The sequence below is a fragment of the Paenibacillus terrae genome (genome assembly GCF_005217525.1).
GTDB classification, from domain to species: Bacteria; Bacillota; Bacilli; order Paenibacillales; family Paenibacillaceae; genus Paenibacillus; species Paenibacillus terrae_C.
In genome coordinates, this window is the sequence record NZ_PNXQ01000016.1 from 539766 (window position 1) to 562919 (window position 23154).

The 23154-nt window shown below is 46.4% G+C and carries 23 protein-coding genes and 1 riboswitch; of the genes, 3 read left to right on the top strand and 20 right to left on the bottom strand.

Annotated features, from left to right (window positions below; translation table 11 throughout):
- Positions 1-129 precede the first annotated feature (129 nt).
- Both C1I60_RS20005 and pdhA read right to left on the bottom strand, forming a co-directional pair.
- Entirely contained in the window at positions 130-1110 is a 981-nt protein-coding gene (locus tag C1I60_RS20005) for an alpha-ketoacid dehydrogenase subunit beta (RefSeq protein WP_014281492.1), read from the bottom strand.
- A gap of 110 nt (positions 1111-1220) precedes the next feature.
- A complete protein-coding gene (gene pdhA / locus C1I60_RS20010) occupies positions 1221-2288 on the bottom strand; it encodes a pyruvate dehydrogenase (acetyl-transferring) E1 component subunit alpha (protein ID WP_137063862.1) in 1068 nt (355 codons plus the stop codon).
- A 254-nt stretch (positions 2289-2542) separates the two neighbouring features.
- Between pdhA and C1I60_RS20015 the strand changes: the two genes are divergently transcribed.
- Positions 2543-3277, top strand: a complete 735-nt coding sequence (locus C1I60_RS20015; RefSeq protein WP_137063291.1) for an alpha/beta hydrolase — start codon at positions 2543-2545, stop codon at positions 3275-3277.
- 158 nt (positions 3278-3435) lie between these two features.
- Here the strand turns inward: C1I60_RS20015 and C1I60_RS20020 are convergent, their stop codons facing one another.
- Entirely contained in the window at positions 3436-3900 is a 465-nt protein-coding gene (locus tag C1I60_RS20020) for a low molecular weight protein-tyrosine-phosphatase (protein ID WP_137063292.1), read from the bottom strand.
- Positions 3901-4051: 151 nt separating this feature from the next.
- On the opposite strand from C1I60_RS20020, the gene C1I60_RS20025 reads away from it, so the two are divergent.
- Both C1I60_RS20025 and C1I60_RS20030 read left to right on the top strand, forming a co-directional pair.
- Complete coding sequence (locus C1I60_RS20025; protein ID WP_137063293.1) at positions 4052-4693, top strand: thiamine diphosphokinase; 642 nt, start codon at positions 4052-4054, stop codon at positions 4691-4693.
- A gap of 278 nt (positions 4694-4971) precedes the next feature.
- Positions 4972-5472 (top strand): C40 family peptidase, encoded by a 501-nt coding sequence (locus C1I60_RS20030; RefSeq protein ID WP_137063294.1) that lies wholly within the window; start codon positions 4972-4974, stop codon positions 5470-5472.
- Positions 5473-5542: 70 nt separating this feature from the next.
- Here the strand turns inward: C1I60_RS20030 and C1I60_RS20035 are convergent, their stop codons facing one another.
- The 17 genes from C1I60_RS20035 to C1I60_RS20115 all read right to left on the bottom strand — a co-directional run bounded on the left by C1I60_RS20035 (position 5543) and on the right by C1I60_RS20115 (position 23008).
- The gene (locus C1I60_RS20035; RefSeq protein WP_137063295.1) at positions 5543-6238 is read right to left on the bottom strand and encodes a response regulator transcription factor; all 696 of its coding nucleotides are present in this window, start codon (positions 6236-6238) and stop codon (positions 5543-5545) included.
- A 143-nt stretch (positions 6239-6381) separates the two neighbouring features.
- A complete protein-coding gene (locus C1I60_RS20040) occupies positions 6382-7440 on the bottom strand; it encodes a ThiF family adenylyltransferase (protein WP_137063296.1) in 1059 nt (352 codons plus the stop codon).
- A complete protein-coding gene (locus C1I60_RS20045) occupies positions 7437-8204 on the bottom strand; it encodes a thiazole synthase (protein ID WP_137063297.1) in 768 nt (255 codons plus the stop codon). Before C1I60_RS20045 ends, C1I60_RS20040 begins: the two co-directional genes overlap by 4 nt.
- A gap of 2 nt (positions 8205-8206) precedes the next feature.
- Positions 8207-8410, bottom strand: a complete 204-nt coding sequence (gene thiS, locus C1I60_RS20050; RefSeq protein WP_137063298.1) for a sulfur carrier protein ThiS — start codon at positions 8408-8410, stop codon at positions 8207-8209.
- The gene (thiO, locus tag C1I60_RS20055; RefSeq protein ID WP_137063299.1) at positions 8407-9555 is read right to left on the bottom strand and encodes a glycine oxidase ThiO; all 1149 of its coding nucleotides are present in this window, start codon (positions 9553-9555) and stop codon (positions 8407-8409) included. Before thiO ends, thiS begins: the two co-directional genes overlap by 4 nt.
- 64 nt (positions 9556-9619) lie before the next feature.
- Positions 9620-10234: a thiamine phosphate synthase gene (locus C1I60_RS20060; RefSeq protein ID WP_137063300.1), complete on the bottom strand. Its 615-nt coding sequence runs from the start codon at positions 10232-10234 to the stop codon at positions 9620-9622.
- Between the two features lie 282 nt (positions 10235-10516).
- A riboswitch (TPP riboswitch) is annotated at positions 10517-10625 on the bottom strand.
- 88 nt (positions 10626-10713) lie between these two features.
- Positions 10714-12267, bottom strand: coding sequence for an ABC-F family ATP-binding cassette domain-containing protein (locus C1I60_RS20065; protein WP_137063301.1), 1554 nt, complete (start codon positions 12265-12267; stop codon positions 10714-10716).
- Between the two features lie 204 nt (positions 12268-12471).
- Positions 12472-13461, bottom strand: a complete 990-nt coding sequence (locus tag C1I60_RS20070) for a hypothetical protein (RefSeq protein WP_137063302.1) — start codon at positions 13459-13461, stop codon at positions 12472-12474.
- The gene (locus C1I60_RS20075) at positions 13448-14002 is read right to left on the bottom strand and encodes a hypothetical protein (RefSeq protein WP_137063303.1); all 555 of its coding nucleotides are present in this window, start codon (positions 14000-14002) and stop codon (positions 13448-13450) included. The genes C1I60_RS20070 and C1I60_RS20075 overlap by 14 nt, the downstream gene beginning before the upstream one ends.
- Position 14003: 1 nt before the next feature.
- A complete protein-coding gene (locus tag C1I60_RS20080; RefSeq protein ID WP_137063304.1) occupies positions 14004-14399 on the bottom strand; it encodes a hypothetical protein in 396 nt (131 codons plus the stop codon).
- 41 nt (positions 14400-14440) lie between these two features.
- Positions 14441-14920, bottom strand: a complete 480-nt coding sequence (locus C1I60_RS20085) for an ABC transporter permease (protein WP_137063305.1) — start codon at positions 14918-14920, stop codon at positions 14441-14443.
- A gap of 48 nt (positions 14921-14968) precedes the next feature.
- Complete coding sequence (locus C1I60_RS20090) at positions 14969-17053, bottom strand: hypothetical protein (RefSeq protein ID WP_137063306.1); 2085 nt, start codon at positions 17051-17053, stop codon at positions 14969-14971.
- The gene (locus tag C1I60_RS20095; protein WP_137063307.1) at positions 17043-18878 is read right to left on the bottom strand and encodes an ATPase, T2SS/T4P/T4SS family; all 1836 of its coding nucleotides are present in this window, start codon (positions 18876-18878) and stop codon (positions 17043-17045) included. The genes C1I60_RS20090 and C1I60_RS20095 overlap by 11 nt, the downstream gene beginning before the upstream one ends.
- Positions 18879-19736, bottom strand: a complete 858-nt coding sequence (locus C1I60_RS20100; RefSeq protein ID WP_137063308.1) for a hypothetical protein — start codon at positions 19734-19736, stop codon at positions 18879-18881. It lies immediately after the preceding gene.
- Positions 19733-20446, bottom strand: a complete 714-nt coding sequence (locus C1I60_RS20105) for a hypothetical protein (RefSeq protein WP_137063309.1) — start codon at positions 20444-20446, stop codon at positions 19733-19735. The genes C1I60_RS20100 and C1I60_RS20105 overlap by 4 nt, the downstream gene beginning before the upstream one ends.
- Before the next feature lie 22 nt (positions 20447-20468).
- Positions 20469-21455, bottom strand: coding sequence for an SAF domain-containing protein (locus C1I60_RS20110; RefSeq protein WP_137063310.1), 987 nt, complete (start codon positions 21453-21455; stop codon positions 20469-20471).
- Between the two features lie 38 nt (positions 21456-21493).
- A complete protein-coding gene (locus tag C1I60_RS20115) occupies positions 21494-23008 on the bottom strand; it encodes a serine/threonine protein kinase (protein ID WP_137063863.1) in 1515 nt (504 codons plus the stop codon).
- Positions 23009-23154 lie beyond the last annotated feature (146 nt).

Here is a 23154-nt window from a genome sequence, read left to right on the forward strand (position 1 = left end):
GTTACTTTGTCGCCGGGCTTGATGTGCATCTTGATGATTTCGCCTTCGTGAAGACCTTCACCCAGCTCCGGGAATTTATATTCAAATTTAGCCACGTTTAAAACCTCCCAAATTTACGGTGTGCTTTAATTAAAATTCCAGTACTTTATTAACCGCATCAATGATACGTGTTGGCGTTGGAAGCCAAGTATCTTCAATTTGAGCAAAAGGATAAACGGTATCTGGACCTGCCACACGCAGAACTGGTGCTTCCAGATGCAGAATTGCTTTTTCGTTAATTTGTGCAATCACTTCGGCAGCTACGCCAGAGCTCTTTTGCGCTTCTTGAACAACGATGGCACGATTTGTTTTTTGAATGGAAGCCACGATTGTATCGATGTCAATTGGGCTAACGGTACGCAGATCAATAATTTCGACTTTAATACCTTTTGTTTTTTCCAGTTCATCAGCAGCTTTGACAGAGGTGTGTACCATCAAACCATAAGTGATGATTGTAACATCGGAACCTTCACGAACTACGTTCGCTTTACCCAGCTCAACGGTGTAATCATCCTCAGGAACTTCAGCACGGAATGCATGGTACAAGTTCAAATGCTCCATGAAAAATACTGGATCGTTATCGCGAATAGCCGCAATCATCAGACCTTTTGCATCGTAAGGATTGGAAGGGACAACAACCTTGATACCTGGTGTTTGAGCCAGAAGTCCTTCCAGGGAATCTGTATGCAGCTCAGCAGCTTTAACCCCGCCACCAAAAGGCGTACGGAATACGATTGGAGAATTGTAACGTCCACCGGAACGGTAGCGCATACGGGATGCTTGAATCGCCATTTGGTCGAGTGCTTCAAAGATAAAGCCTACGAACTGGATTTCAGCTACAGGACGGAATCCTTGAACACCCAGACCCACAGCAAGACCCCCGATTGCGGATTCCGCCAACGGAGTATCAAACACACGTTCTTCGCCAAACTCTTTTTGCAGACCTTCTGTTGCGCGGAATACACCGCCTACATGACCTACGTCTTCACCGAAAAGCAAGACGTTAGGGTCGCGTTTCAACTCTACGCGCAGTGCGTCACGAATCGCTTCTTTCATGTTCATTTGTGCCATTTGCTTCATTTCCTCCTTAAACATTGACAGATCAGTTTCAGTTCAGGTCCAATTGAAAAACAGACCGGATCGGGTTGCCGCCCGGTCTCTCTGATTTATTTCAAGCTCAATTATTTAAAATCAGCCTTTTGTTCTTCCAGATGCTTAGGCGTAGATTCGAACATGCTGTCGATCAAGCCGGAAATGGTCATTTTTTCTGTTTTCTCGGCTTTTTTGATCTCTTCGTTCACTTTCGCCTTAGCTTCTTCTTTTACGCGTGCTGTATCTTCTTCAGTCCAAAGACCTTTTTTCTCAAGATATTTCGCAAAACGGGCAATAGGATCTTTGGCATTCCATTCGCCTTCTTCTTCTTTCGAACGATACTTACTTGCATCGTCAGACAGGGAATGCGGGCGGAAACGGTATGTTACCGCTTCAATCAATGTAGCACCTTCGCCGTTACGTCCGCGTTCAGCAGCTTCTTGCACAGCCTTGATAACTGCGAGTACGTCCATTCCATCGATTTTAACGCCTTTGATACCAGCAGCAACCGCTTTGTGAGCGATCGAAAGAGCAGCCGTTTGCTTCGCAAAGGGAGTTGTGATTGCGTAACCATTGTTTTGTACAAAGAAAATAACTGGCAGCTTGTATACACCAGCATAGTTCAGGCCTTCGTAGAAGTCACCCTCAGAAGATCCGCCGTCACCTGTATATGTAATGGCGACTTGTTTTTGTTTTTTCAGTTTGTATCCCATTGCAATACCCATAGCGTGCAAAATTTGCGCGCCGATGATAATTTGTGGCATCAATACATTAACACCGTCCGGCACTTGGCCGCCGTGTTGATGACCACGGGAATACAGAAATGCTTGATATAATGGCAGGCCATGCCAAACGATTTGCGGAATATCGCGGTAGCCTGGGGCAATAAAGTCTTCTTTTTGGAGTGCATATTCACTACCAATCATTGTTGCTTCCTGTCCAGATACCGGAGCGTAGAAGCCGAGACGTCCTTGACGACCCAAGTTAACGGCACGATCATCCCAAGTACGTGTAAATACCATGCGATACATAATTTCTTTCAACTGATCATCTGTAAGTTCAGGCAATTTATCTTTATTGATAATTTCACCATCCGGAGAAAGCACGGACAGAGCCTCAACTTCCTCTGTGTACACTTCATAAGGAACCTTGCTCATTTTCTTCACCTCAACAAAAAAATTTGAATATCAAGTTCCGCTGTTATAGGATTATTATACACCTGTTATATTGCTTGCGTCAAAGATTTAGTTATTTTTTTTGAGTTCGCCACATTTTGTGTGTGTAACAGGGTTTATTTTTTACTATAACAGCTTAGTACATGATTGAAATTTTAAACATCTATTGCAATCAGGGTAATCTTAACTTATTGTGATCTCGAATGCAAAATCATCCCCCCGAAAGGTGACGAAAAATGACGGATTCCCGGTATTTGAAACGAACCATCCTAAAAGACGAAATAAACAGCCGCTTTCTTGGCGAAACCAGAACACTCCGTATTTATTTACCGCCCGGCTATAATGAAATTTTGAGCTACCCGGTCGTGTACTGTCAGGACGGAGAGGAATTTTTCAATTTTGGCCGTATAGCAACACAGGCAAACCGTCTCATTCTGGACGAAGGCGTTGAGCCTTTCATCATCGTCGGCGTGGAAGTCAACACGAAAATCAGAACTCAGGAGTATGCTCCCTTTGGCAATCGTTTTGAGGCGTACACCGCCTGTTTTGCAGAAGAGATTATTCCCTATGTGGAACAGAAGTATCCTATAAGAAGAGATTCATCATCCCGGATTCTGGCTGGAGATTCACTAGGAGGCAGTGTGTCTCTGCATTTGGCCTTGCTATATCCTCAACTGTTCAATCGTATTATCAGCCTGTCCGGTGCTTACTATGAAGCTTCACAAGAAATTATCGCTCGTGAGCGTGATCTGTCCCAACTGCGGGTGTGGATGACGGTTGGTCTTCAAGAAGATGCGTTTGAGAGCGACACCGGTATTTACAATTTTGTAGAGCTTAACCGCCAATGCGCAGATTTGCTACGCGAACGGAACGCCGATGTTTCCTATCGAGAAAAGGATGGCAAGCATTTATGGGGCTTTTGGCAAAATGAGCTACCTGACGCGCTAATGTATTTTTTAGATCGCTCCTGAGTGAAGCTTTTCCAAAACTACAGAGATTAGCGGGGATTTGAGCATTTGTTGACCAGATTAGGTCGTCATGCTCTTTCCTCTTTTCCCTCCTCATGTTGGATGCGCTTTCAAAAATTGCAACGAAAAACGGCATTTTTTGCCGTCTTCTGTCGTTCACATTATAGCTTTTCTTCTATGATTTTGTCCAGTAAGGCATTGCAACCCGCGTTCATTAATCGGTATGTTTCTTCAAAATTTCCAGTAAAATACGGGTCCGGCACCTCTCTCAGCTTTTCTTGTGGCAGCAGGTCCATGAATTTTAAAATGTCAGCCTCTGCTCCGCCCGCGAGTTTGCGCATGTTTCGCTCATTGGAATCATCCATACACACGATATAATCAAACGCTTCAAAATCACGGCTTTTCATCTGTCGCGCCTGTATACCTTGTTCACTAATTCCGTGCAGCTTAAGCTGCTTTAGCGTTCCCTCATGCGGGGGATTTCCTATATGCCAGTCTCCTGTTCCTGCCGAGTCTACCCTGATTTTCGCACCTAGTCCTCGTTCCTGCGCTTTATGTCTCAGTACCGCCTCCCCCATTGGGGAACGGCAAATATTACCCAAACACACAAACAAAACGTTAATCATTTCGCCTCTCCTTCCTATTGCACGTTACAACTTCTTTTTCCTGTTCCATTGTAGCTATGCCCTCCAAAATTGTGCAAGCCATATTTAACGCGTTATACTTAAACTCTGGTAGTACATCTAGACCGCATGACAGACAGAAAGGATGTTCGATATGATTAAGAAGCGCGCCATTGTATTTTCCGGCGGTCATCTTAGCGAAAAAGATCTACAACAAATACAACCCGAAGATTTCATTATAGGTGCAGATAAGGGTGCACTTTTCCTGATTGAGCATGGCATTACACCTGATGTATCTGTAGGAGACTTTGATTCGGTAACCTCTGAGGAAAAGTCGCGGGTTGAAACTGCAAGTAGACGCATGCTTTCGTGTGATCCGGTGCTCAAGGACCTGACAGATACAGAGCTCGCTCTGGAAATTGCCATGAATGAGCAGGCAGAGCATGTGCTTATGCTTGGCGTTACGGGTACCAGGATGGATCATACGCTCGCTAACATTCAAGTATTGGTACGTGCGATGCAGCATCATATAGGCTGTGCCATTATGGACGCCCATAACTATATTGAACTCACTGGATCGACGCTGGAGATTGAGCCCATGGGCTATACATATACGTCGCTCATTCCTATGACTGCCGAAGTAACCGGTATAGAGCTGGATGGATTTATGTATCCATTGCACAATGCCACACTTAAAATGGGACAATCACGCGGAGTCAGCAACCAACTCGTAGCTCCAAAAGGGACGATTTCCATTGAAAGCGGGCTTCTGCTTGTGGTTCAAAGCAAAGATTGATTGTGACATTTTTGTAACCTTTTCAAAAGGATTTTTTCTTTTAAAACCCTTGATTATCAAGGGTTTTATCATTTTCTCCGATTTTAAAATTCGATATTTTTTACAAATTGTAATTTTTAATCGTTTTTTAATAATTGGCGTGTAAGCCTTGTCCCTCAAGCATTTGAGCGTACTTTTCCAACTATTAGGCGGTTTTAAAGCTGTTATACTCAACGCTGTAAGTTAGTTAGCAACTCAGCAAAATATTGCACAAATCAATTTCTGGAGGTACTTACAACATGAACATGCATAAAATCATAAAAAAGGCAATTATCACAGGAATGGCAGCCACTATCGGCTTTGGAACGTTTGCATTAGAGGGAACAAATACAGCTCAAGCTGCCACAGCTACTACTTCTGTAGGTCAAAAAATAATTAACTACGGTGAAAACTATATGGGAACTCCCTACAAATTCGGAGCTTCCACAAGCACTACACGCAATTTTGATTGCTCTTCCTTTACGAAACATATATTTCAGAAATACGGCATCGACTTGCCACGTACCTCTGTTGCACAATCGAATGTTGGACATGCCGTATCCAAGTCCAATCTGAAAAAGGGTGACCTTGTCTTCTTTTCGAGCGGTAGTCGCGCCACGGGTCGCAATATTACACATGTAGCGGTCTATGCAGGTGGAGGGAAAATTTTACACACATACGGTAGTCCGGGCGTTACAATCTCCGATTTGAATTCCGGCAACTGGAAAAGAACATACATCAAAGCACGCCGCGTGCTGTAGCATTCATTTGATTTAACGTATTTAAGCCGGGACACAGGGTCTCGGCTTTTTTATATTTTCCAATACTACACTACTCTGCTTCCGGGGGTGTCCTGAGTGAATAGCCTATACCTCGTTGCGTGCGAATCATTTTGAAGCTTTGCCCTTTGTCTACCTTGACTCTCAAATGCCTGATATACACGTCCACTACGTTCGTATCTACAATATAATCATGCTTCCAAACATCCTTCAAAATTTGCTGCCTGCTGCAGACCTGATTAAGATGTATAGCCAGATGAAGCAAAAGATCAAATTCCTTCGGAGTTAATTCCAGCTTCTGTCCGCCTCTGCTAACCAGTCTTCTTCCACTATCAATATGTAAATCACCCGCCTGTATCGGCTTTTTCACATCACGTGCAGTACCAAAAATCCGCAATAAATTAGCCACTCTAGCTTGAAACACCCTAAGGGAAAAGGGTTGAACAATCACATCGTGTGCTCCCTGCTCAAAACAGGAAACAATATGGTTCTCATCGTCGGATGAGGTCATTACGAATATCGGAACAGTGGGATCATTTTGCTGCATGGTACGGATCAAGCCTTGTCCATCAGGCTGCTCTTTATCCATATTCAGAAGCAGCAAATTCACAGGATTCTCCTCTAAATAAGACTTTCCTCCCGCTATATTGCGGGCGTTAACCACCTGATAGCCTTGCTGCTCCAACTGACGTGTATACGTAGTAGCAGATTCTTCATTCTCATCCAAGAGTAAAATTAACGGGTTCATTCTTCTCACCCACCTGTGTTTGGACATAGGACTGCGTAATAGATACAGACGTATTTGATACAAACGATTCAAACCTATTTATTATATTGTAACAAAAAAGCAGTGAAATCATTCCACGAAGGAAGACTTCCTGCTTTTACGGTTTAGCCTAAATAGCGGTGATAGATTTTCCTTGCTTCTGTGACGTCCTTCGTTCCATGTATTAATGCTCTCCCATCTGCAAAAATAACTAAACGGTGCGCTCCCTCACTGAAAGAAACCAGAAACGGATTTTGCTCCACTCTTCCCTCTCCCAAAGAAGCCAGTCTGTCTGCTGTCTCCATAAGATTCACCCGTATCGGCTCTGCTGGTCTAATTTGAACGGTATCCCGGCCGCACAGTACATCTGTTTTCTGGCGATAGGCTCCCGACAAATACGGGTAGGTAGGATGAGTGCCACAAGAAGGACAATCCACTTTTTTGACACTGTCTACTACTATAGCTACATACTCATTTTGCCACAGATCAAACGAAAGCAGCTTCCCCCTAAGATCGTCCGGGTATCCACCAAGTAGCTTGAAGGCTTCCGTGGTCTGGTTGGCCGTGACCATCTGCACCGCCTGCGGTATAATTCCCGCGGTATCACAGGTTTCTCCACCGAACGGTACAGCTCCAAGCAAACAATGAAGACAAGGCGTTTTCCCTGGTAAAATGGTATAGGTTACACCATAGCTGCCAACACATCCCCCATAAATCCAAGGAATGCGATGCTTTTGTGCCATATCGTTCATAAGTAGCCGGGTATCAAAGTTGTCGGTGGCATCCATAATGAGGTCCACTCCCTGAATCAGCTCCTCCAATTCCTCTACCCCAACATCCAGTACATGTGCATGTATGATCGTTTCCGAATTGATTTCCTTTAGTCTTCGCTGAGCAGCTACTGCTTTGGGACACCTCTCTGCGGCGTCACTCTCCTGAAAAAGCTGCTGGCGCTGCAAGTTACTCCATTCCACATAATCCCGGTCTGCGATGGTTACAGTGCCTACGCCTCCGCGAACGAGCGTTTCAGCAATCCCGGTACCCAGCGCTCCAGCACCTATTATCAGTACGTGGGATGAAGCCAGACGACGTTGTCCTTCCGGCCCGAATGGGGCGAATCTTTCCTGTCTGGAATAACGATCACTTGGTTGTACTTGCACACCAGTTTTTTCAGTCGCCTTCATGCCTGAACCAAGCCTTCTGTCGGGCTGCTCGCAGAGGCATAACGTTTTACAGGAATCATGCCCGCCTCAAAACCGTATCTGCCCGCGCGAACAGCCAGCTTCATCGCCTCAGCCATTTTTACGGGGTCCTGAGCTCCTGATACAGCTGTATTCAACAGCACGGCATCTGCCCCCAGTTGCATCGCCATTGCCGCATCTCCAGGTGAGCGAATGCCCGCATCGACGATAACTGGAACCTCCGCTTGTTCAATAATTAGCTCCAATGAGAACGGGTTTAGCAAGCCGCGTCCGGTACCAATGGGTGAAGCTCCAGGCATAACGGCATGTACACCAAGCTTTTGCAGCCTTTTGGCAAGAATCACATCATCCGATATGTAAGGCAGCACGATAAAACCTTCCTCCAGCAGTTTTTCGCTGGCCTTGAGCGTTTCAAAAGGATCAGGCAGCAATGTCTTGCTATCCCCAATGACCTCCACCTTAATCATATCGCACAGACCTGAGGCTCTCGCCAGCTGAGCGATGCGCACTGCCTCATCCGCTGTCGTCGCTCCTGCCGTATTAGGCAGCAACGTATAACGACTCAAATCCAGCGTATCCAGAAAATGTTGCTTATCCCGTTCCTCCAAATTTAATCTTCGCACGGCAAACGTCAATATTTCGGTCTCCGCAGCTTTCATAGCTTTGGATTGAATATCCAGATCAGGGAATTTTCCTGTACCCAATAACAGCCTTGAAGTAAAAGATGCTTTTCCAATCGTTAACATCATTAACCGCCTCCCACAAAATGTACAATTTCCAAGCTATCTCCATCCTTCAGTACCGCTTCATCATGATCTTCACGAGTCAATATGTGACGATTCAGCTCCACCACTACAGTTTTTACTTTCAAATCCAGCTCTTTCAGCAGTTGATCCACATGAATGATCTGATTAGAAAAGGTCATGTTCTGACCGTTAATCGTCAGCTTCATTTGCTCGCCTCCTTTATACGTTCAGGAGAAAAGCTGCTTATTCCAAGCTCAGCCACACCAGCCCCTTTTAACAGCGCTGCAATCGCACGCCCGGTAGCTTCGCTCAGCAACACACCGTTCCGGTAGTGTCCGACCGCAGTATATACTCCTTCCACGCCGGGTACAGATCCAATACAAGGACGCCCCGCCGCTGCCTGCGGACGCAAGCCCGCCCAAGTGCGTATAAAAGAAGCTTCACGGACGCGAGGCAGCCAGGCAGAAGCACGGGCCAGCAGCCCCTCCAGGCTTCCAATAGTGACCTCTTTGTCAAACTGATGTGACAGACTCGTCGCCCCAATCCAAAGCTCGTTATTCCGCTTGGGCACCAGGTAAATATCATCGGCGTAAATAGTATATTCCAATGGATGATCCTTCAAGGAGACTGCAACAGCCTCACCCTTGACCGGATTAAGCGGATATTCAAAACCAACCTGCTCCAGCAGTCGCATACTATCCAAGCCTCCAGCAATAATGACCTGTTCGCAGGAAAAAAAACCACTGTCTGTTTGCACGCCACAAACTCGCCCATGCTGTACTATGAGTTGCTCCGCCTGTGTACCAGTCCATATTGTTGCTCCCAGCACCGTAGCTGCCCTTGTATAAGCACAGCAAAGCTGGGCCGGAGAAATCTGCGTCTCCTTTGATCGGTATATAGCCCCGATCACTTGACCATCCAAACCTGGAATTCGGCGGGCCAATTCTCTGGTATCCCACCACACAGGATGATCATCCTCTCGCGCAATAGCCGCATCCCAGCGTATTTGTCCCTCTGCTTCCGACCGGAAAGGGGTCACAAATCCTTCTGTCCGGAATTCTACTGGAACACCGGACAAATGCTCCAGGTCACGAACCAGCTCGGGAAATGCATCCCGGCTTGTGCGAGCGAACTGCGCCAATTCCGGATCGGTGAATTCTTCACTCTCTGCTGCCAGCATCCCAACCGCAGCTCCTGAGGCTCCCTCGCCCGGAATGAATCGTTCCACCAATATCGTACTGCGACCCTCCTTGGCCACATGATAAGCAATCGAGCTACCGATGACACCTCCACCAATGACCAAGCATTCAGCATGTCCAATAGCTTGTGCCCCTGTTTTTATCTCTGGCATATGTTCCATCTCTCCTCTCCACTAATGATTCTGCTTGCGGCGATCTCCTACTTTCGTTTCACCACTACAGGCTGTGCACTACCCGATCCGCCATTCGCTTGTACGCCATCGCAGCCGCAACGGGGGACTCAGCCTCCCAGATGCCGGACATCACCGCAATTCCGCTTGCACCCGCAGTATACAGCTCGTGAATATGGCGTGGTTGTATGCCGCCTAGAGCGATCACAGGAATGTTCAGCAGCCTGCATATGCGCTCAAGCTGTACTATACCTCGCGGAGTAACACCAGGCTTGCAGTTAGTCTCATACACATGGCCATAGAGTACATAATCCGCTCCTGCCTGTTCGGCAGCCTGTGCCTCCTCCAAAGAATGCACCGACACCCCGCACCGCGTACCCTCTGAAAGTAAGCTTTTAACAGATGCAACAGGTAATCCGTCAGCCGGTAGCTGGATAGCTCCAACGGAGGTCAGCAATGCAACATCCACCCGGTCATTTACTGCAATTTGCTGTAAAGGAACTCCACGATTCACCATACTGCGGGTTAAAGCAAGCAATCCAGATGCGCCCTTCTGCTTCAAGCGCACGTGTACATAATGAACATACGGATGAATAGCAGCAGCCACTTGGGCAGTATGTGCATATGCATCGGTATTGCCTTCCGTCGTAATTACGTGCAATTCGATCTTATTCTCACCTCACAATGGACTCAATGGTTGTAAGCTGACCCTGTATCTTTACAGTCTCATATCGTGCTATACGGTATGGACTGACCACGTTTACCAGCAAAAAAATGAAGAGGTACGGTATTATGAATACAAATATATGAATACGAACGAAAACGCAAAAAAACCACTTCCCGAAGGAAGTGGTTTAACGTACGTCCAATAACCAAACGGATCATTATATCCGTATACGTATATCGTCCCACATACAAACAAAGTAATAAATTCGTTACCTTGCTTGTACGGCGCTCACTTCCCTACGCTGGCATAACCCAGATCAGGTGCAAAGGGTCCGAAATCCATTTATTCCGTCTCAGCCGCATGGGCGGCTCCCCTAGTGTAACTATTTTATTGTATCAGCTAAAGATAGCTTAGCATATTTTCCTAATCCTGCAAACCCTGCTTCTTGTGAAGCTTGGTACAGAACTGGATATTTAATTGGCTTTACTTGACCATTCTTCCACATTCCACGTTTTGGTTACCCAATCCTCATAAAAGTCCGGTTCGTGAGATACGAGCAGTACCGTTCCTTTGTATTCCTTCAAGGCACGTTTGAGCTCATCCTTCGCTTTGATGTCCAAGTGATTGGTAGGCTCATCGAAAAGCACCCAGTTGCTTTCCCGCATTAGCAGTTTGCATAGGCGGACTTTGGCCTGCTCACCACCACTGAGCGCGGATAGCGGACGAGTGATATGCTCATTTTTCAAACCGCAACGCGCCAAATGCGCTCTGACTTCATGCTGGTTCAAGTGCGGGAATTCATTCCACACATCTTCAATCGGTGTAACTTTCTCTGCGCGTACCTCTTGCTCAAAATAAGCTGGCTGCAAGAAATCCCCTTGATAGGTCTTGCCACTGATCGGCGGAATTTTTCCCAGAATGGTTTTGAGCAATGTCGATTTACCGACACCATTGTAGCCCACAATCGCAATTTTATCACCACGTTCAATCGTCATGGACATTTTAGGCAACAGGGCATGGGTGTAACCAATTTCAAAATCAATACCCTCAAATACTGTTTTCCCGCTTGCACGCGCTTCTTTAAATTGGAATGTTGGCTTAGCCGCTTCTTCCGGTTTATCAATGCGCTCGATTCGATCAAGCTGCTTCTCACGACTCTTCGCCCGACCTGACGTAGAGGCGCGAGCCTTATTGCGTTGAATGAAATCTTCCTGCTTCTTAATAAAATCCTGCTGCTTCTCATAAGCTTCAATATGCTGATTTTTGTTCAGATCAGCCATTTCAAGGAACTTTTCATAATTGGCTGAATAACGGGTCATTTTGGCAAATTCAAGATGATAGATGACATTCACGACCTGATTCATAAACTCAGTATCATGAGAAATAAGAATAAACGCATATGGATAATCCTTCAGATAACGTGTAAGCCATTCAATATGCTCTACATCCAAATAGTTGGTAGGCTCATCCAGCAGCAGCACATTCGGCTTTTCCAGCAGCAGCTTGGCAAGAAGCACCTTGGTCCGTTGTCCACCGCTAAGTGCGGATACATCCCGATCCAGTCCTATCGCCGCTAGGCCCAGTCCATTCGCCATTTCTTCAACCTTCACATCGATGAGGTAAAAATCCCCCATATCCAGTTGCTCCTGAATTTCACCCATCTGTTCCAGCAGGACTTCCAGTTCTTCAGGAGAAGCTTCCCCCATCTTGTCAGTGATCTGCATCATTTCCTTTTCCAATTCCAACAATGGGAGAAAGGCGTCCTTCAGTACATCCCGCACCGTTTTACCGGGTGTCAGCTTGGTGTGCTGATCCAGATACCCATAACGTACACGTGGAGTCCATTCCACTTTGCCTTCATCCTTAAGCAATTTTCCGGTCAGGATGTTCATCAGTGTCGATTTACCAACACCATTGGCTCCCACCAAACCTACACGTTCCCCTGCGAGCAAACGGAAGGATACATTTTTAAACAATGCGCGGTCCCCAAAGTTATGGGATACATTTTCTACAGTCAATAAACTCATAAGCTGTTTTTGGCTCCTTATTGTCATCGGCGATGCCGACTGTTCTTATTTCATATACATTTCTTTCAAAGCCTTATTGTAGCACATCCGATAGCCTTATCGGAATATTGAAAATGGGTGAATTTGAAGGATTTTGATATTGTCTGCTTATAAAAAAAGAAAACCACTCATAGGAGTGATTTATTTAAAGATTGTTTAAAGATTTTATTTATAATCATTATCACATTTATATTCAAAATACCCTGCGGCTGCCGCAGATTTTTCATCTGTAAAACGCTCTGTCGCTTTAAAGGGGACTGGGCAGGACTCTCTGTAAAAATATTTCGTTCCGGTATCCGGCTCTACGCCGCCGATCATGGCTTGCTTCCTGACGACTCTTCCGCCACCGAACCCATAGTTATTGTAGTACCTGTCTCCAACCGGGATTCCCTGGAGAAACGCCATCAGCCCCACATCATCTACCGTGTTATACCATTCCTCTTGTGAGATAAGCGGTAGCGTAAATGTATAGGATATACCATTATGTGCTGCTTTTTCGTTATGGAGATTAATGAGTCGGCCCAGATCCTCCTGAATGCTGTGAACAATGGTGGAACGTCGTACTTGCTCAAAAGCTTCCGGGTCATTCAGCAACGAGATCGTTGTCTGTCCCTGAAGCTCCTTCTGAAAACCCTCTACCCACCTGTGATTCCTAGCATCATAGGCATGTACATAATTATCCAAAGTAAACCCTACACTGTTACCTGCTGAATCGACGTAGGCATAAGGTTTTTTTTCACTCCATTTGGGTCCCTGGACAGCTTGTCCATGCTCATCTGTGTAAGATTCGGAAGCGAACACATAATAGCCGTCATAGTCCAGAATCATAAGTGCAGGCATATAATCCAATAATGCGCGTTGTGCCACTGTATCCCCATCAATTCCCATATTAAGAAAAAGGGTATGCAGGAACGTGTGCAGCGCTTCTTCTTTATCTACACGAAAAAACTTGTCCGAGCCATACCCAGCCTCTCGTTCCTGACGCTCATTCTGTGAAAGCACGACACCTGCATCCTGAGCTGCGGTACGAAGGGCCGAGGTATATTTCATTTCCAATTGCTGTACTTCGCGCTGGTTCTGCACCCGCAGGTCACTAACCACGCCAAAGGGCAGAAAGAGCAGTATAAATATAACTGCAAAATCAGTAATCTTCATTCAGAACCATGCCCCCGTAAGAAGCTGTAACCGCAGGTTTGCCGCTATCTGTCCCACCAAGGAGCCATGATTTGTACAAGTCCGCAGGAGTTCGATTCGTATTGTGTACCCGCACTGTAAAATAATCTCCTGACATCATGGTATACCGACGCGTTTGAGCCGGCTTTGGCTGCTGATTGTCCGGAAACAATACAGGCAAGATTTGCGGGCTATAGTAACCGTCATATACGGAGGAATAGTAACCGAGAAAACTATCCGGCCTCGCCGCATCTGCATAGTCCGGTACATATTTTTTGTGCATATGCTCCAATTCAACCTCATACGTATTTCCCGTCAGCTCTAGCTCACGTATAAAGTCGTTATACATTGTCGGTGTAATATATCCCTTGGTTCTCACCATATCAACAAAACGTACGGTTGAATGATACGTATTTAACCCGGAAATATCATTCTGCCGTTCAGCAGCTTGAGCTGCAGGCACTATGTACAAAAGCAATACAGCGAGCAGTGCCCCCAACAGCTTGGAAATAGATTGAACCACTTCAGTCCTCCCCCAATTTCTCAAAACGTATGGATTGTATTTCTCCATACTGATCACGCTGTGGATTCATGGAATATAAAGAGGAAGCATCAAGAGCCGATACATCGGGCTCAAACGGTTCGGAATACATATCGTACACTGTACCATCGACCTGGACAGTAATGCCGTCCTGCAAGTTCATACGGATTGCCTGCATTACTTGAGTTCCTTTGACCCGTTCTGGCATACTCACCTCTAAAGTACGATTGATACGCCCCTCGGAATGCTCCTCCTGCTGCGATCTTAATTCCAGTGTAGTGCCCATCTGACTGGACAGTTCTGCTGCCGCTGCACATGCGGTTATAAACAGCGTAACTGACACACCAAGCCGCAGCATACTTGAAGCGTGATCAGACATGCTACACATCTCCCTTACAATTGTTATACTTATTCTTCTTCCTAGGATTGGGTGAACAACAGCCCGCGAACAACGTTTGATTTATCCTTGACGATTTCCGCCTTGAATTTACCACTTGGATTTACATATTCGTTTTCTTTCTCACTCAGCGTATTCGTTATTTTTCCTGTCTTATCACTTCCACCATTCACCGCTCCATACTGTTCACTGTCTGTGCTAATGTTCAGAGCATTACCGTACCACTGACCTGCCATGTTTTTTCCGGTTTTAATCTGAATACCAAATTGGTCCTTACCCTGAAATTTTCGCAGCGCATTGGTCACCTGGGACCCGCTGATCGTTGTACCGTCATATACTGTAAAAGAGGCTTGAGACAACTCGGTCTGGATATCGGCAAAATTGTTTTGTGCCGTTTTGGTTGCCTCCTGTGCTGAAATAAACAAAATAACTACGATTGTGATCAGTGCAATGGTCAAAAATATGCCAGCAGCTACTTTTAAGGCTGTTGATGCGTTATTCATTATTTTTCTCTCCTTAGCTGTGATATCGTAACAGTCGTATTAAAACTGCTATTGAATCTTTTGTATTTGCTCATAATAGCTATCCATTTGGACAATGCTCATACCGATCAAAGGAATGACCAAATATAAAAAGATAAGTCCGTACATCGGAGCAAAACCAATCATCCTTCCCCAGATGGCCTTGCTGTCTATCATTTTTTCATACTCCTGTTTTCTTTGTTCAAAATAGTAGGACATATGGGAATCCAAATCGTCGAAGGCCTCTCGAATTGTAATTTTGCCCAAAGACAGATGCAGCTTGTCCACCAAGCGCTGAAATTCGGGGAGTGGCGCTTCTTCTTTCAACAAGTCTAGTGCTGCCTCGGGCCCATGCTCATAATGAAGCAAGCATTTTTGTATAGGCCTTTTGAAAATAACCGAAAATCGGTTCAGCCATTCCAATATTTCCTCAACAGACATTCGTTCCATGGCTCGCAAAATCGAAATGACCGTCTGAAACTGGTAAACCTCATGCCTCATATCCAAGCGCCGCATTTTTCGCTGCAAGTACAGTAAAAACATAGGCATCTGATAGGCTACATACCCGGTAACCAAACTAATCAGCACTTCCCACCACTTGATGTATTCCGCGTTCCACGCTCCCAGCTTTTGCAGAATACGACGCGTATTTTCGGAAAGCTGCTCCGGAGTGGCTATGCTACCAGAAACGCGCTCCAGCGCTGCGTACGTCTGCTCATAAGTACTGTCCGCCCTCATATTTAGCGCGTGCATCATTTTGCGGTCCATTTCACTCTGCTTTAAAGCTTCCTTTTCCTCCACCGTACTCAAACGTCCAAACATTTGTCCCGATTGAACCGGAGCGTAAAGAATATGTGTTTTCTCAGCTTCATGTAAAATAAATACTGTACTGATGCTGAGCACTAGTCCTGCGATAAAAAGAGTGATTCTGCGTATGTACAGCCACTCCAGCTTGACCTCTGCACCACTTTCCTTTAGCAGCCGGGTCAGTTGGAAATAAGAGGGCATATGCTGCTGCGGAATTAAAGCATCCACCACACTACGAATAATGGGGAAACGGTACAGCTTTTGCTCCCAGACCCGCCGTCCTTTGCCTGCACGATATCCAGTCTCATCAGTCTGTTGCAGCTTTTGGAGCAGGAAGTAAGATACAATAATTACAATATAGACGGACAATTTTGTGATAAAGCCCCATTTCCCCTGATAAAACTCATCCATAGATGGAAAGCTGGACCTTGCCCATCTTTCGATTGGTGTTGTAAAGAAAACAGGTGCAAGTGCGATCACATTTAAACTTTTGAGCAGGTAGTCCAGTTTGTTTCTCCGCAGCAGTTCTAGCTGGATTTCGCGTGCAAGACTGCCAAGTCCCTTTAAATAAATGGAGCCTCCCTCTTCAATCCGGTCACCAAACTCCATTACCATATACGAAATACCGGCAAAGGCTTTTAAAAACCGACTTGGAGCAGACTCATAATATCTTTCCAGCGCTTCGTGCGGATCAACGTCCGTCAGCGCCTCATGAATAAGTCGCGCATGCCTTCCAGCCTCAGCCCCTGCCAAATCGGCCGCCTCGGATATTGCCTCATCCACCATGCCGTGCTGATGATAATGATGGCGTACATTGGCGAACAATTCGATCATCTGTGCAAGCAGTCTTTTTTCCATCCGGCTAATCGCCATATCTAAGATGAGACTGTTAATCACCACTCCGCATAACAGAGCCAGTATGGCAAACTCTATCCCCGGTTTCATCATAAGCAATACAATCCCGCTGCAAGCAAAAGCCCCCCAAATGAACAACGTCATCTTCATCGTCTCAAGGCGAAGCTTATATTCATCGTAGGCATGCAAACCGGATAATCGTTTGCGTACACTCGTGATATACCCAGATGTAATAGGGAATCTCATGCCTAGCGTGTACAACTTGTGCATTGCAGATTGCAATTGCCGTTGCAGCACTGCTTTTCCCTTCCGTCCCTCTCGCACAGAATGGATTCGCCCTCTGCGAACTGCATGACCATTACGCTTGCGCAACCACCACAAAGTCACATAGAGAAGCGCAAAGCACCCACCCGAAATGAGCAAAACCCACAGTAAAATTTCTTTAAGACTCATAGGCTTCCTCCCAATAGCGAGTCAGGAATCTGCGAAAATCTCCGGCATCCTTTACGTTCATCTGCTCACACATTTCTTCTGCGCTTTTGACTGTTAGAGGCTCCATCGCCATATATCTCCCATTCCGATATTCCATAACATGACGGTACCTATAACTCGACGCAGAGCTGGAGCCTGAATCTGTATGATCGGGGTCGTGAGGAACACATTCCGTAATCCGTTCAATATATCGCCGTCCCTCAGCATCACGCTTGAGATGCACATCAAAGTTAATGACATGAACGACCTGTTCCTCAGCAATACCTTCATGCTGGAACACCCCTGTTTTGAGCAGTGAATTACGAAGGGAGAACACAAGATCACGAAAGGTTTTGGCGTGATGGGTAAAAATGGTGAACAGACTGGCAACCTGCGACATTTGAATCATCCATGCGGCTACCTCATCACTCGCTACCTCACCAAGGATATTGACGGTTCCATCTGTCTTTTTCTGCAAATCGAGCCCTTGTTGCCCTGAAATATGATCCGTTTCCCGAAAGGTCAGAATGTTACGGCGGCTGTATATGCTACGCAGATGCAGCTCAAAGGCCATTTCCTGCACACGAAGCGTATACGAAGCATAAATATGCTTGACCATCGCCATCAGCAGCGTCGTTTTACCTGAGCCTTGCGCCCCGGTGATTGCTGTGATCCGGCTGCCTTTCATTAAATAAGAAAGTAACTGTATCGGAAACTCAGCATTTTCTCCCTTAATCAATTGCTTGAGCGATGCGCTTTGAATATCGAATTTACGGACAAAGAAAGCCCACGATTCTGAAAAAGGAGGTCGTACCACAACAACCCGTGACCCATCCTTCATTTCGTTCACCTTATAACCATTTGCTTCGGAAAGCTGCCCCGGGTAGTTGTATTTGTAAATATTTTGGCACACCCTTTTAAGCTCCCGCTCTGAACCGAAGGAAAGGAACGAAAGGTGAATGGTCTTGCCTTTATAAAAAATCCATACACTCTCATAGCCATTCGCTATCGGTTCAGATGTTTGTTCGAATGCATATTGATCCTGAGGCCAATCGGCCGATACAGGCATTCCGCCTTCCGGCACACCGCTAACGCCCCCACTGACACCGTCGATCCGCTGGTCACGAATATCATCAATGACGGAAAAGCCTTTATAGTGCTGATAGATCCGCTGTACAATAATATCTACCTTCTCCAGAAAGGAGAGAGGGCGATGCTCACAGTCATAGATATAGCGGATATCCTCTGCCGTGATATGATAGCTTCCATCCTCTTCATCTTGCTGCGAATATCTCATTTCCGCCAAATCATAAGTATCCAGCAAACGAGACAGGGCATCCACGCCAAACTTTTGCTGATATTGATAAAATACAATCTCGAATTGATCTTGTACGCTAAACAGTTCTGGTCTGGAAAATGGCATAACGGTATCGACGATCTTTTCATTCAAGCCGTAACCGTTAATCAGCAGCTCAGCCATCAAATTTTTAACAAAACGTTTGTCTCCACTGCTGCCATTAGCACAGTCCTTTAACGCCCTGCGCAGTTCGGCCCTTTGATGGATACGCCGCCTGTATTCCTCCTCATGTAATCCGGCATCCGCCATCTGACTATGACTTAGCTCGTGCAGCGCATTTTTGATATACTCCATCAGCGCCTCCAATGTGGCATCTTCACTCTCTAGAGCTATCTGAATGGTTGAATGCCGCAAGCGAAGGCTCCCTCGGTATTTAACGATAACCAGTATGATACACAACAGAACGATGCAGGTAAGAATCAGCCCGTTAATCATTTGAGCGGACAGCATTTAAGCGCCCCTCTCCAAAGCCTTGAGCCGAAGATCGGACTCTGCCGTCTCCAGAATAGCCTTGCTGATCTGACGTATGCTCTGTGCCCATCCCACAGGCGTAAAAAGCTTGCGATCCTTTTCTTTCCCGCTTCGTACATCTCGTTGCACATGACCTATCACGTCTCTGCGATTCCACGCGTCCATAAATTCAGTACTGTAAGGAACGGTATGGAGGGCTCCCTTGTAGCCATATCTCCTGCGAATATTCGCCACATTCGCTTGAGAATGCACATCATATTTTCCAAGTACGATCAATAACGGCAATCCCGAGTAAGTGGATAATGGAGACACAGATTCAAAGTAGGCATCCAGCTCTCTCATATTTTGAGTTAGCGAAAGAACTGCCAGCTTGGCTCGCACACATGCTTCATGCTGTACAGCTCCCCATCCTGCCCCACTCCCTGCATCAACCAGCGTCAAATCATAATACTGATCCGCCGTATCCATCACTGCTCGTACAAGAGCAGAGGATAACAGGGGCGGAGCGGCTCCAAAGCTTGAGGTTCCCTCAAGCACATCGAGAGTCTGCTCCAGCACAGGCGTCGTATAATTACGAATATTTTCTCTGGACAAAGTCCCTCGCAGAACTAATCGTGCAAGAGCATCCCAACCTCCCTCCTGAAGCTGTAAGCTTGGATCGTCCATACGATGTTCTTGTATGGGAAATCCCGATTCTATCCCGCTATGTCTGCGCCCCAAATGAGTCAACAGCAATCGCCCTCTATATAGATTACCTATGGTAACAGCTATGGACGCCGCCAAAGAACTGCTTCCACTCGCTCCCTTAACCGGACTCCAAAACAAAATGGTACTCATGCTTTCCTCCTTTCCGCACGCTTTAACGCATGACGGCTCTCTTTGGGTTCCCAACCCATTAATTCTCCAATACAACGGCTCAGCTCTTTCTTGTACACCCTGGACAATGGCTTAAGCTTGAGCCGTTGTTTGTGCTCATTTTCCAGCTTTAGGGCTAGATGCCCCTCATCCCATGGCAGTATATACGGCTCTTGCTGCCAAGAGGCCGGAAAGCGGTTCATGTATTCCCATAAATACGACTCCTCCACGCCACAATCTACGGCGTGTATAAATAACTTGTGAAAAACAAGATTCTTGGGAAATTCAGGTTGACTGAACAAACGCTCAAGCCACACCTGTCCGTTGTCCATTAACATCCGGCTATAGTCACTAACCCAAATCCGCTGTTCCGCCTCTTGCCAAGCAGATACGGGGCAGAAATCGGGCGACTCTACATCCAGAATAACGATGTCATAAGTCAAACCTGCTTTCCGATCAGCCATCATAGCGATATGCAGATCCTCCCAAGATGTAAAACCCGTGGCGACATCAAAATCGCCAAACTGCACAATGGGAAGTTGTTTGTCGAGCATCCCTATGCTATATCGATACTGTCCTCGCAGCGTGGCATCCACAAGTAATACCTGTTGACCGGATGCTGCCAATATACTGCTGATGTATAACAAGGTATCGCTTTTATCACATAGCCCGGCAAATATCCAAGTTTTCATACTTTAGTCCCTTTTCTTTGATTTATTTACCATATGGATCAGAGCTTCCACTCTGCGTCAAGATGTCTGCTTGTTCTTTGGCATCCTGCCCGTGTCCATATCCGTCCCCTGTACCTGTGCTCTCATTCAAAGCTCCACCTGCATTCGCTCCCGCATGCTGCGCTGCAACTTCCTCACTCAGGCTTCTTTCTATAGGTGTCGATATTACATTGTTTGACGCACTAAGTGCATTTTCAAGAGACTCCCGCAACTGCTTGGACAGCTTTTGTTCAGCAACGCGGATCAAATTAGGATCACTGTTCATTAACTCTAACACCTTCGAATTGGGTGGATAGGTCGGAATCGCCTTCGGCTGGAACTGCGGATCGACATACGTTAATGCATAGATAGATGCTTTATGTAGATAGGCATCAACAATCCCGCTCGAAAGCAATAATATCTCCTGCTCATTCAAAGTAACCCAGATGACCGGACCTTCCAGCTTGGAAATTTTCTTTTTGGATAGCAAAATATAATCCTGCCCCGTTGGAAATTGAATGCGGATATCCACTTCGTCTCCAGCTTTCAGGTTGTTTGGGAGAACCACTACCTTCAGCTCCCGGTTGCGCAAGTCTTTAGGAGTCGGTTCATCGACAGTAATCATAGATGATGTAAGTACGGACCCTTTTTTCAGCTCAATTTTAGCCGTGGTGCCGAAAGCTTCATTTTTACCCGCAACCAAATTGGCTGGAGCCTGAGAGCCAGGAACCGTGATTCCCTTCAAATCACTAGGTGTAATCTGCTCACCCGGAGAAATGTCACGAACGACAACCCAGCCCTTTTTCGCATTCCGTAGTTCTTGCTCATAACTTTTCCATTTTTGTGCTGCCTCTGCTTCGACCTGTTTCCTGACATCATTCAATTGATGGGTGTTAAATATAAGGTAGCTCGCGAAGATAACGCCAACAATTCCCGCACCAATACAACCGGCGTAAAGCTTCTGCCTACTGCTTTTTCTTAGCTTGGACACACAACTTCTCCCCTGCCTTTTTGATCTATACCTTCTATCTAGCGGTGACTGCGTTTGAGGAATCCGAAGCGTTTCTTTCGGGTATCGGGAATGGCTCCACGAAACAGCTCATCCAGCACCTGATCCATCTCGTCCTCCTGCTCAAATGGATCGGAATGGAACGGTAAAGCAAATACTTTGTCGTGATCCAATTCCTTACGCAGTCTGCGTACAGCCTCCGATGTTGCCAGCGGCAAGCAGTAATTCCATTTATGCTGTGGGTGGCGCTGAAGTGAACGAGATAGCCCGGCCATATCTTGTATTTTCCACTCGGCTCCAGAACCAACCACTATCGGGTAATCCGCCCTCAAAAATTCTTCTAGCCGCTCATTCTCCTGCCCACTCCCCAAATCAAGCACGATAAATTGGTAAGAGCCACCCAGTAACGCAATGACATCCGCACGGGATGTTTGCCGCCAATAATGTACTCCATCTACCTCAAAGCGCCGGCTTGAGCTCGCTCGCCCAACAGGTACTCCGTCTACCACTTCTTGAAGCCGGGCAAATGCTTTAGCTCTGCTATGCAGTTCGACCAAAGCCACTGAACGGGACCTTCGGGCCAGGTAGTGGCTCACCGCAATCGCCGTATGCGTTGCACCGGAACCAGAAGACACACCCAGCACAGCTACAACCCTTGTACCTCCATATTCAATAGAAGCATCACCAACGGATACTCCTTGTTGAGTAGCTTGAAAATCCACATTACGCCGAAGCTCCTCAATCACCTCTCCGGCAGACTGAAATCGCTCTCCTGGATGATGACGCAGCAGCTTGCGAATCACCGGAATCAAATGACGAGGTAATTCCCCACGAATATATCCTTCTACCCCGGTCGTCCACTCGCTATATTTGCCACCTGTACAGAGATACAACAACAACGCTCCCAAGCTGTACAAATCCGAACGGGCATCCGTTTGGCCCGCTCCATATTGCTCCGGGGCTGCGAAGCCCACTGTTCCCAGCTTTACCGTATCCTGATCCAGTTCAGCCTTATAGCTCCGCGCTATGCCAAAATCAATCAGCTTAAATTCCATTTCCGGTGTCAGCATAATATTCGTTGGTTTCAGATCCCGGTAGATGACAGGCGACTGGCGAGTATGCAAGTAATCCAGCACATCCAGTACCTGCAAAGCGAATGGAACCATTTGCTCCTGCGGAATATGGCCTTGGTAACCCTTCATATACGCTTCCAGCGTAATTCCTTCAATATAGTCCATAACCAGATATACCGCCCCGGATGGCGGATACTCGAAAAAGTCAACAATTCTCGGTAATCGTGGATGGCTCAGCGAAATAAGCATCTCTGCCTCCGCGCGTACAAGCTTCATCATTTGCGGGTCGGCAACGGACTCCTTCACAGCCCATTGCTTGCCTGGCAGCTTCAAATCCTCTGCCATAAACACGCTGCTCGTACCTCCCGTACCCAATGTGCGGATAATCCGGTAACGCTCACCTACAATCGAGCCGTATTCCAAATTCGTTTGTTTTTTCAGCTCTCTCCTACCTCCTTCCATAAGCAAACAACGCAAAAAAGGGAAAGCTGCCGCAAAAACACAATTCATGTCACCATGAAAACGATGTTCGCGGGATGCTTTCCCTTTATTTAAACGTAATTATACTATTTTTGAGGAACAATTGGGTTTATTATATAGCACACCTA

Excerpts from the sequence above, each read along its gene's own strand:
- thiS (WP_137063298.1), bottom strand. The coding sequence starts at position 8,410 with ATGAAGCTGACGATTAACGGTCAGAACATGACCTTTTCTAATCAGATC.
- C1I60_RS20070 (WP_137063302.1), bottom strand. The coding sequence starts at position 13,461 with ATGAAGATTACTGATTTTGCAGTTATATTTATACTGCTCTTTCTGCCC.
- C1I60_RS20065 (WP_137063301.1), bottom strand. The coding sequence starts at position 12,267 with ATGAGTTTATTGACTGTAGAAAATGTATCCCATAACTTTGGGGACCGC.
- thiO (WP_137063299.1), bottom strand. The coding sequence starts at position 9,555 with ATGCCAGAGATAAAAACAGGGGCACAAGCTATTGGACATGCTGAATGC.
- C1I60_RS20035 (WP_137063295.1), bottom strand. The coding sequence starts at position 6,238 with ATGAACCCGTTAATTTTACTCTTGGATGAGAATGAAGAATCTGCTACT.
- C1I60_RS20095 (WP_137063307.1), bottom strand. The coding sequence starts at position 18,878 with ATGCTGTCCGCTCAAATGATTAACGGGCTGATTCTTACCTGCATCGTT.
- C1I60_RS20020 (WP_137063292.1), bottom strand. The coding sequence starts at position 3,900 with ATGATTAACGTTTTGTTTGTGTGTTTGGGTAATATTTGCCGTTCCCCA.
- C1I60_RS20025 (WP_137063293.1), top strand. The coding sequence starts at position 4,052 with ATGATTAAGAAGCGCGCCATTGTATTTTCCGGCGGTCATCTTAGCGAA.
- C1I60_RS20090 (WP_137063306.1), bottom strand. The coding sequence starts at position 17,053 with ATGAGTCTTAAAGAAATTTTACTGTGGGTTTTGCTCATTTCGGGTGGG.
- C1I60_RS20015 (WP_137063291.1), top strand. The coding sequence starts at position 2,543 with ATGACGGATTCCCGGTATTTGAAACGAACCATCCTAAAAGACGAAATA.
- C1I60_RS20005 (WP_014281492.1), bottom strand. The coding sequence starts at position 1,110 with ATGGCACAAATGAACATGAAAGAAGCGATTCGTGACGCACTGCGCGTA.
- C1I60_RS20105 (WP_137063309.1), bottom strand. The coding sequence starts at position 20,446 with ATGAAAACTTGGATATTTGCCGGGCTATGTGATAAAAGCGATACCTTG.
- C1I60_RS20030 (WP_137063294.1), top strand. The coding sequence starts at position 4,972 with ATGAACATGCATAAAATCATAAAAAAGGCAATTATCACAGGAATGGCA.
- pdhA (WP_137063862.1), bottom strand. The coding sequence starts at position 2,288 with ATGAGCAAGGTTCCTTATGAAGTGTACACAGAGGAAGTTGAGGCTCTG.
- C1I60_RS20080 (WP_137063304.1), bottom strand. The coding sequence starts at position 14,399 with ATGTCTGATCACGCTTCAAGTATGCTGCGGCTTGGTGTGTCAGTTACG.
- C1I60_RS20040 (WP_137063296.1), bottom strand. The coding sequence starts at position 7,440 with ATGAAGGCGACTGAAAAAACTGGTGTGCAAGTACAACCAAGTGATCGT.
- C1I60_RS20045 (WP_137063297.1), bottom strand. The coding sequence starts at position 8,204 with ATGTTAACGATTGGAAAAGCATCTTTTACTTCAAGGCTGTTATTGGGT.
- C1I60_RS20115 (WP_137063863.1), bottom strand. The coding sequence starts at position 23,008 with ATGGAAGGAGGTAGGAGAGAGCTGAAAAAACAAACGAATTTGGAATAC.
- C1I60_RS20085 (WP_137063305.1), bottom strand. The coding sequence starts at position 14,920 with ATGAATAACGCATCAACAGCCTTAAAAGTAGCTGCTGGCATATTTTTG.
- C1I60_RS20100 (WP_137063308.1), bottom strand. The coding sequence starts at position 19,736 with ATGAGTACCATTTTGTTTTGGAGTCCGGTTAAGGGAGCGAGTGGAAGC.